The organism is Sphingobium sp. PAMC28499 (genome assembly GCF_004795815.1).
Taxonomy (GTDB): Bacteria; Pseudomonadota; Alphaproteobacteria; order Sphingomonadales; family Sphingomonadaceae; genus Sphingobium; species Sphingobium yanoikuyae.
This window is the reverse complement of the sequence record NZ_CP039248.1, coordinates 500,101-507,500: the sequence shown is the minus strand read 5'-3', so window position 1 is coordinate 507,500 and position 7,400 is coordinate 500,101. Positions and strand designations below refer to the sequence as shown.

General features: G+C 62.8%; 7 protein-coding genes, 1 tRNA gene and 2 rRNA genes (1 of these 10 running past the window's edge). 5 read left to right on the top strand and 5 right to left on the bottom strand.

Annotated elements, in window-relative coordinates; genetic code table 11:
* The 3 genes from E5554_RS02460 to E5554_RS02450 form a co-directional block, all read left to right on the top strand.
* Window positions 1–1,479: ribosomal RNA gene (locus E5554_RS02460) — 23S ribosomal RNA — on the top strand (it extends 1,313 nt beyond the left edge of the window).
* Window positions 1,480–1,622: 143 nt separating this feature from the next.
* Window positions 1,623–1,737, top strand: a 5S ribosomal RNA gene (rrf, locus tag E5554_RS02455).
* A gap of 110 nt (window positions 1,738–1,847) precedes the next feature.
* A tRNA-Met gene (locus E5554_RS02450) sits at window positions 1,848–1,924 on the top strand.
* A 58-nt stretch (window positions 1,925–1,982) separates the two neighbouring features.
* Here the strand turns inward: E5554_RS02450 and E5554_RS02445 are convergent.
* Window positions 1,983–3,203, bottom strand: coding sequence for a cytochrome P450 (locus E5554_RS02445; protein WP_136185886.1), 1,221 nt, complete (start codon window positions 3,201–3,203; stop codon window positions 1,983–1,985).
* An 11-nt stretch (window positions 3,204–3,214) separates the two neighbouring features.
* Window positions 3,215–3,538 (bottom strand): 2Fe-2S iron-sulfur cluster-binding protein, encoded by a 324-nt coding sequence (locus E5554_RS02440; RefSeq protein ID WP_069337270.1) that lies wholly within the window; start codon window positions 3,536–3,538, stop codon window positions 3,215–3,217.
* Between the two features lie 101 nt (window positions 3,539–3,639).
* Here E5554_RS02440 and E5554_RS02435 point away from each other — a divergent pair, with 101 nt between their 5' ends.
* Window positions 3,640–4,290 (top strand): TetR/AcrR family transcriptional regulator, encoded by a 651-nt coding sequence (locus E5554_RS02435; protein ID WP_237235285.1) that lies wholly within the window; start codon window positions 3,640–3,642, stop codon window positions 4,288–4,290.
* Here E5554_RS02435 and E5554_RS02430 read toward each other — a convergent pair.
* The gene (locus E5554_RS02430; protein ID WP_136185885.1) at window positions 4,287–5,372 is read right to left on the bottom strand and encodes an alpha/beta hydrolase fold domain-containing protein; all 1,086 of its coding nucleotides are present in this window, start codon (window positions 5,370–5,372) and stop codon (window positions 4,287–4,289) included. The two genes, E5554_RS02435 and E5554_RS02430, sit on opposite strands and share 4 nt — an antisense overlap.
* A gap of 82 nt (window positions 5,373–5,454) precedes the next feature.
* On the opposite strand from E5554_RS02430, the gene E5554_RS02425 reads away from it, so the two are divergent.
* A complete protein-coding gene (locus E5554_RS02425) occupies window positions 5,455–5,910 on the top strand; it encodes a MarR family transcriptional regulator (RefSeq protein ID WP_136185884.1) in 456 nt (151 codons plus the stop codon).
* Here the strand turns inward: E5554_RS02425 and E5554_RS02420 are convergent.
* Together E5554_RS02420 and E5554_RS02415 are read right to left on the bottom strand one after the other, a co-directional pair.
* Window positions 5,907–6,521: a glutathione S-transferase gene (locus E5554_RS02420; RefSeq protein WP_136185883.1), complete on the bottom strand. Its 615-nt coding sequence runs from the start codon at window positions 6,519–6,521 to the stop codon at window positions 5,907–5,909. The two genes, E5554_RS02425 and E5554_RS02420, sit on opposite strands and share 4 nt — an antisense overlap.
* A gap of 37 nt (window positions 6,522–6,558) precedes the next feature.
* Window positions 6,559–7,335 (bottom strand): SDR family oxidoreductase, encoded by a 777-nt coding sequence (locus tag E5554_RS02415; RefSeq protein WP_136185882.1) that lies wholly within the window; start codon window positions 7,333–7,335, stop codon window positions 6,559–6,561.
* Between the last annotated feature and the right edge of the window lie 65 nt (window positions 7,336–7,400).

Genomic DNA, 7,400 nt, shown 5'->3' with positions numbered 1-7,400 from the left:
GTGAGATGCCCTCTCGCCGAAATTCCAAGGGTTCCTGCTTAAAGCTAATCTGAGCAGGGTAAGCCGGCCCCTAAGACGAGCCCGAAGGGGGTAGTCGATGGGAACCACGTTAATATTCGTGGGCCTGGTGGTGTGTGACGGATGCCGTAAATTGTTCGGGCTTATTGGATTGCTCCGGGCAGTGAAGGGGTCCCAGGAAATAGCCCCACCGTATAGACCGTACCCTAAACCGACACAGGTGGAATGGTAGAGTATACCAAGGCGTTTGAGAGAAGTATCCTGAAGGAACTCGGCAAATTGCCTCCGTACCTTCGGAAGAAGGAGGCCCCATCTTAAGGCAACTTTTGATGGGGGGCACAGGCCAGGGGGTAGCGACTGTTTAGCAAAAACACAGGGCTCTGCTAAGTCGGCTTCAAGACGACGTATAGGGCCTGACGCCTGCCCGGTGCCTGAAGGTTAAGAGGAGGAGTGCAAGCTCTGAATTGAAGCCCAGGTAAACGGCGGCCGTAACTATAACGGTCCTAAGGTAGCGAAATTCCTTGTCGGGTAAGTTCCGACCTGCACGAATGGCGTAACGACTTCCCCACTGTCTCCAGGATATGCTCAGCGAAATTGAATTCTCCGTGAAGATGCGGAGTACCCGCGGTTAGACGGAAAGACCCCGTGCACCTTTACTGCAGCTTCAGAGTGGCATTAGGAAAGAACTGTGTAGCATAGGTGGGAGGCTTTGAAGCATTGACGCCAGTTGATGTGGAGCCATAGGTGAAATACCACCCTGTTGTTTTCTGATGTCTAACCTCGCACCGTTATCCGGTGCAGGGACCCTCTGTGGCGGGTAGTTTGACTGGGGCGGTCGCCTCCTAAAGAGTAACGGAGGCGCGCGATGGTGGGCTCAGGACGGTTGGAAACCGTCTGTTAGAGTGCAATGGCATAAGCCCGCCTGACTGCGAGACTGACAAGTCGAGCAGAGACGAAAGTCGGTCATAGTGATCCGGTGGTCCCTCGTGGAAGGGCCATCGCTCAACGGATAAAAGGTACGCCGGGGATAACAGGCTGATGATTCCCAAGAGCTCATATCGACGGAATCGTTTGGCACCTCGATGTCGGCTCATCACATCCTGGGGCTGGAGCAGGTCCCAAGGGTTTGGCTGTTCGCCAATTAAAGTGGTACGTGAGCTGGGTTCAGAACGTCGCGAGACAGTTTGGTCCCTATCTGCCGTGGGCGTCGAAATTTGAGAGGAGTTGACCCTAGTACGAGAGGACCGGGTTGAACATACCTCTGGTGTACCTGTCGTCACGCCAGTGGCGCAGCAGGGTAGCTATGTATGGACGGGATAACCGCTGAAAGCATCTAAGCGGGAAGCCTCCCTCAAGATAAGATTTCATCGAGCCGTCGTAGACCACGACGTTGATAGGCTGGATGTGGAAGTGCGGTAACGCATGGAGCTAACCAGTCCTAATTGCTCTGTTCGCGCTTAAGAGTCCCACCATCAACGACAATGCTGGAAACAGCCAAGGCGCTGATGGCGTGGTTTTAAGCCAGCCCAGATATACGAACATACAAACTCCAAAATTGTGCACGGTATCGATTAAAAACCCGCAGTTATGCGCCTGCTTCATTGCTTGGTGACCATAGCGTCTGTGACCCACCCGATCCCATCCCGAACTCGGCCGTGAAACCAGTCTGCGCCGATGGTACTATTGCTCAAGCACTGGAAGAGTAGGGCGTCGCCAGGCATTGAAGCACGCGCATAGCAACGGATCAAAAACCCATCACAATGTTACAAAACAGGGCGGCCCGCAAAGCCGCCCTTTTTGCATGTCAGGGCCACACAAAAGCCCAGTGTCGCGGGATGGAGCAGCCCGGTAGCTCGTCAGGCTCATAACCTGAAGGTCGTAGGTTCAAATCCTACTCCCGCAACCACATCACACACACACGCCGGCTCGGATCATTCCCAAGGCGGCTTTTCTGTGTCCGCGCCCTACCAAACCAGCGGAACCAACCTGGGCCCAACCACTCCGCCAGGCCAGTAACTGATCAACGCGTCCCCCCGAACCGCAAAGTCCGGAATACGACGCAGCCACTCACGCAATGCCACCTTCACCTCCAGACGCGCCAGATGCGCCCCAATGCAGCTATGCACGCCGCCGGCAAAGGCCAGGATCGGCTTGCGCGGCCGGGTGAAGTCCACACGGGTCGGATCGGGAAAGACGTCCGGGTCATAGTTGCAGGCGGGCAGGATGCTGTTGAACTTGTCGCCCTTCTTCATCTGCACGCCGCGCATTTCCAGATCCTGGGTCAGGGTCCGGCCGGAAAAGGTAACGGAAAAGACCCGCAGCAATTCTTCCACCTGGGCATTGATCTGATCGGGATGGGCGATGATCTCGCGCCGCCGATCGGGATTTTGCGCCAGCCACAGCCAGATATTGTTGAGCGTCGCGAACACCGTGTCGAGACCGGCGATGAACAGGAAGAAGGTGAAGCCGAAAATCTCCCGCTCGCTCAGCGGTTCGCCGCCCGGCCGTGCCTGGATGATGGTGCTGATGACGCCCTCGTCAGGCCTGGCCGTCTTCTCGACGATCACCTGCGCCAGATAGGCCTCGATCCCGCGCATGGCGAGGCCGGCGGTCATGCGGTCCTGCGAATGGAGCAGGTCGACCGCCCAGCCGACGAAGGTATCGCGCATCTCCTGCGGCAGGCCCATCAGGTCGAGGAAGATCGACACCGGCAGCGGTCGGCCGAAGGCGGTGGTGAATTCCACTTCGCCCGTATCGATGAAGCTGTCGATCAGGTCGTTGGTCAGACGGCGCATATAGGCTTCGAGGCGCAGCACGCTTTGCGGCGAGAAGGTCGAATCGAGGATTGCGCGATATTTGCGATGATGCGGCGGATCGATCTCCAGCGGGATAAAATGGAAATAATTATTGGGATCGCGCGGGAAGGGGGTCGCCCCCGCAGTGGTGAAATATTCCGGATGGCGTAGCGCGAAGAAGGCATCTTCATGCTTGATCGTACACCAGCTGTTCCCGATCAGCGGATTGACGCTGTAGAAGATCGGCGGATGCGTCTCGTGCAGCTTGGCCATGAAGGCGTGGGGCGCGGCGAGAAATTCGGGACCGGTGGTGAGGCCGATCTCGCGCACCAGTTCGGGCGGGACATGGGCGGGAATGTCCATCACCGGCGTCGCTTGGGTGGTTGCCATGATCGGGCTCCTCAATATTGCGCAGCGGGCAGGTGGACGACCAGCCCGTCGAGCGCATCGCTGGCGATGATCTGGCAGCCAAGGCGGCTGCTCGGGCGGCGTTCGCTGGTGGTGCATTCGAGCATGTCCAGCTCGGTCTGCGCAGGCGCGGGCAGACGGTCGGCCCAATCCTCCTCGACATAGCAATGGCAGGTCGCGCAGGCGAGGCCGCCGCCGCATTCGCCGACCATGCCTTCCAGCCCCTCGTTGAGCGCCGCGCGCATCAGATTCTCGCCCGTCGGCACATCGATCCGATGCTCCGCGCCGCTGGCCTCGACAAAGAGGACCGTCGCCATTGCACTCTCCCATATCTCTTTCGCGATGAGAACGATGTTCTCAGTGCTGGCACTATAGCCGCGGGCTGCTAGATGGAAAGCGATTATTGCAGAGAGGATCGATGAGCATGTACCGGGCGCCGCAGACCGACGACGCGATCGCGGAACTGGACGATCGCAACCAGCAGATCGTTGCCGCCGCCTATGATCTGCTCGACGAGGAGGGGCTGGAAGGGCTGACCATTCGTGCCGTATTGCAGCGCACCGGGCTGGCCCGTCGGGCGCTATACGATCGCTTTGCGGGCAAGGACGATCTGGTTCTGGCGGTGTTTGCCCATACGCTGCGCCGCGCAGCGGAACAGTTCGGCGAACAGGTGCGCGACCTGCCGGATCCGCTGGCGCGCTTGCATCATATCGTGACGGCCATCGTCATCGGTCGCGCAGCCATTGATGGCGATTGGCAAGGCGGCCAGCGCCGGAGCGCGGCGCTCAGCCGCGAGCATCTACGCCTGGCGGAGGCGCGTCCGGTCGAACTGCAAAAGGCGGTAAGCCCGCTCATCGACCTGATTGCCACGATCCTGTCCGAAGGCATGGCAGAGGGGCAGGTCCGCGCAGGACCGCCGTCGTGGATGGCGCTGCTTGTCTATAATCTGGTCTCGACCACCGTCCACAGCCAGTTGCTTGCCGAGGAGGCCGCCATTCCCGACCGCCAGCGTCGATCCGAACTGGCGGTCGAGATATGGGAATTTTGCCGCCGGGCGATCGCGGCCTAGCGCGCCAGCTTCAGCCGATCGCGGAAGAAGGCGGTCATGACGTCGAAGGCTTCGCGCGATTCGGGCAGGGCGGGATCGTAGAAAAAGGCATGGCCCAGCCCATCCCACATATGCAGGTCCGCATTCACCCCCGCCTTCACCAGTTCGCGATGGGTGTTGACGGTCGCGCTCATCTCGAAGGCGCGGGTGCCGGTGATCAGCAGCGTCGGCGGAAACAGTTTCAGCGTTGTGGGTGACAGCGCCGGCGACACCAGCGGATCGCTGCGGTCGATACCCTTGAAATAGGCGCGGACATCGTCGCGTGGCGGCAGCGCCTGGAAGGGCCTAGCGAAGCTCTGGCTGTCGCCGCCCCAGCGGGCATCGCCCGAGGCGCAGAAAATGCCGATCGCACCGGGCAGCGGCAGCTTCTCATGGATGAACCAGGCGATCGCCTCGGCCGTCAGCAGCCCGCCGGCCGAACAGCCGAAGATGCCGATATCCTGCGGCTGGTAGGTCTTGAGCAGTGCGCGATAGACCTTGGTCACATCCTCGGTCGCGGCCGGCCAGATGGTCTCGGGCGCCTGGCGGTAGGTGATGGAGAGGATCTCCACCCCGGCCAGCCCCGCAAGCGGGATCGATTCCATCATGCCGGTGCCGCCGGCCACGCCCATGATGAAGCCACCGCCCGGCAGGTTGAGCAATATCTTCCTGCGGTTGCCCGGTGCGACGCCGGTCGCCGGGGTCGCGCGCACGGCCGCTATGCCGGCGATCTGTTCCTCGCGTGTAGTCACCTTGTACATTGCTTTCAGCGCATCGATGCGTGGTGCGATCAGTTGCGGCATGCGCTGGCGCAGCGCGCCGGCCTGCCCGGCGGCGACCGCGCGCATCATCGGCTCTTCAGGATCGGTCGGCGTGCGCGGCAGCGCCTTCTTCGCCGCCTCGCTCAGATAGATGGAGGGCGGCAAGCGAAAGCCGGGAACATGGACCGTGCCATCCGGCTCGATCGTGCCGGAAGCCGCCGGGCTATCGGACTGTGGCGTCTGGGCCGCTGCCGTCCCGGCCAGGGCCAGCAGGACAAACGGCAAGGCGAATCGCATCGTCATGAACATCGCTCCTCTCCATCTTATATTATGGTACATAACATATCGACTTGAGCCGGCACGGCAAGGGGGCTAGAGTGGCGGGGTGACGATCGATCCCGACAGCGCCTTTACCGACCCGCTCGACCTGATGCTGGGCTTCCATCTGCGCCGCACCGCGGCGGCGGTCACCGGCGCGCTGGGCGAGGCGCTGGCGCCGCTTGGCCTCAATCCGGGCGAAGCGACTTTGCTGCGCCTGATCGGTGCCAATCCAGGGTGCAGCCAGAGCGACATCGCCCGTGCGCTGCGCGCCCAGCCGGCCAATCTGGTGCCGCTCATCAACAAGCTGGCGCTGTCTGGCCTGTTGGAGAAGGGCGCGGGCAAGGGCCGTGCGATCCCGCTGACGCTGACGGCGCAGGGGCAGGCGCTGCACGGCCAGGTCTGTGCGGCGTTTGACGCGCATGAGGCGCGGATCGGCCGCGCCATCCCGGTCGAACAGCGCCGCGACGTCATCGCCCTGCTGCGCCAGATCTGCCTCGACGCCTGTTGCGGCCCGGCCTAGCCGGCGTCCGCCTCCACCCATAGCGGGTGCCGGACCATGGCGCGGGCGAACAGCTCGGATTCCAGATGCCCGGTCAGCCAGCCGCGCAACGCGGCCCAGGGCTGCGCGGCAAACCAGTCCGGTTCGACCGCCGCAAACTGCCGCACGAAGGGAAAGATCGCCATGTCGGCCAACGTCCGCCGCGCGCCGCAAAGCTGGGCCTGATCGCGTAACCGCGCCTCCAATGCCTCCAGCAAACCGGCCGCCTCGGTCCGATGCGCGATCGGGTCGCTGCCATGGCGCTCGGCATATTTGTAGCGATCCAGATGCCGTTTGAACGGCCCGTCATTGGTCGCGATCAGCGCCGCGTCGTCACCCGCCAGCCACGCCTCTGGATCATGCCGGCCCAGCGCCCAGCGCATGATCTCGAGACTCTCGTCGATCACCCGGCCGTCTGGCAGGACCAGCACCGGCACCGTCCCCTTGGGCGAGGCGGCCAGCATCGCCGTCGGCTTGGCGCGCAGCAGGATTTCGCGATGCGCCACCGGCTGCCCGCTCACCAGCAGCGCCAGCCGCGCCCGCATCGCATAGGGACAGCGGCGGAAGGAATAGAGGATCGGGACATCGGCCATGGCCCGCCCTAACCGAGCGGCCGGCCAAAGAGTAGCCTTACTCCGCCTCGACCCATGTCGTCGTCAGCGCGCGCGGCGAGAGATATTTGGTCGATGTCCAGCCGCCATCCACGACGATCGTCTGGCCGTTGATGAAGGCGGCGCCGGGCGAACAGAGGAAGGCGATGGTGCTGGCCACATCCTCCACCTCGCCCAGTCGGGGGAAGGGGGTGGTCTCCACATTCACCCGCTTGAACATCTCGTCCTCGAACCGGTGTCGCACCATGTCGGTCATGGTGACGCCCGGCGCAACGCAATTGGCGCGGATGCCCTGCGGCCCATAGTCGCAGGCGATATGCTTGGTCAGCGCGTCCAGCCCGCCCTTGGCCGCCGAATAGGCGCCGCCGCGCCGCCCGCCGATCACCGCATAGGTGGAGGTGACGTTCACGATGCCACAGCCCTCGCCCATATGGACGATCGCCTCGCGTGCCAGGCGGAAGGGCGCGCGCAGCATCAGGTCCAGGAACCCGTCCAGCGTGGCGTCGTCGGTTTCGTGCAGCGGTTTGGGGCTGCCCGCGCCGGCATTGTTGACCAGGAAGTCGATGCGACCGAACCGGTCGAGCGCCAGCTGCACGATCTGCGCCGGCGCATCATCCTGAGTCACGTCGATCGACAGAGTGGCGACCCGCGCCGGATCGCCGATTGCACTCTCCAGCGTCGCCAGCTTGGCCGGGTCGCGACCAACGCCGACGATCGCCATGCCGGCATCATGCAGCATCTTCGCCGTGCAGAGCCCGATGCCGCTGCCCGCCCCGGTGATGATCGCTACCTGCATCTATCCTGTCCTCTACTCTGTCCTGCCCCCGCTCTTATCCGCTTCGCCGGGCATCGGCGAACCGC

Coding starts and splice junctions, on each gene's coding strand:
- E5554_RS02420 (WP_136185883.1), bottom strand. CDS start 6,521: ATGGCCGATGTCCCGATCCTCTATTCCTTCCGCCGCTGTCCCTATGCG.
- E5554_RS02415 (WP_136185882.1), bottom strand. CDS start 7,335: ATGCAGGTAGCGATCATCACCGGGGCGGGCAGCGGCATCGGGCTCTGC.
- E5554_RS02440 (WP_069337270.1), bottom strand. CDS start 3,538: ATGGCGACGGTCCTCTTTGTCGAGGCCAGCGGCGCGGAGCATCGGATC.
- E5554_RS02445 (WP_136185886.1), bottom strand. CDS start 3,203: ATGGCAACCACCCAAGCGACGCCGGTGATGGACATTCCCGCCCATGTC.
- E5554_RS02430 (WP_136185885.1), bottom strand. CDS start 5,372: ATGACGATGCGATTCGCCTTGCCGTTTGTCCTGCTGGCCCTGGCCGGG.
- E5554_RS02435 (WP_237235285.1), top strand. CDS start 3,640: ATGAGCATGTACCGGGCGCCGCAGACCGACGACGCGATCGCGGAACTG.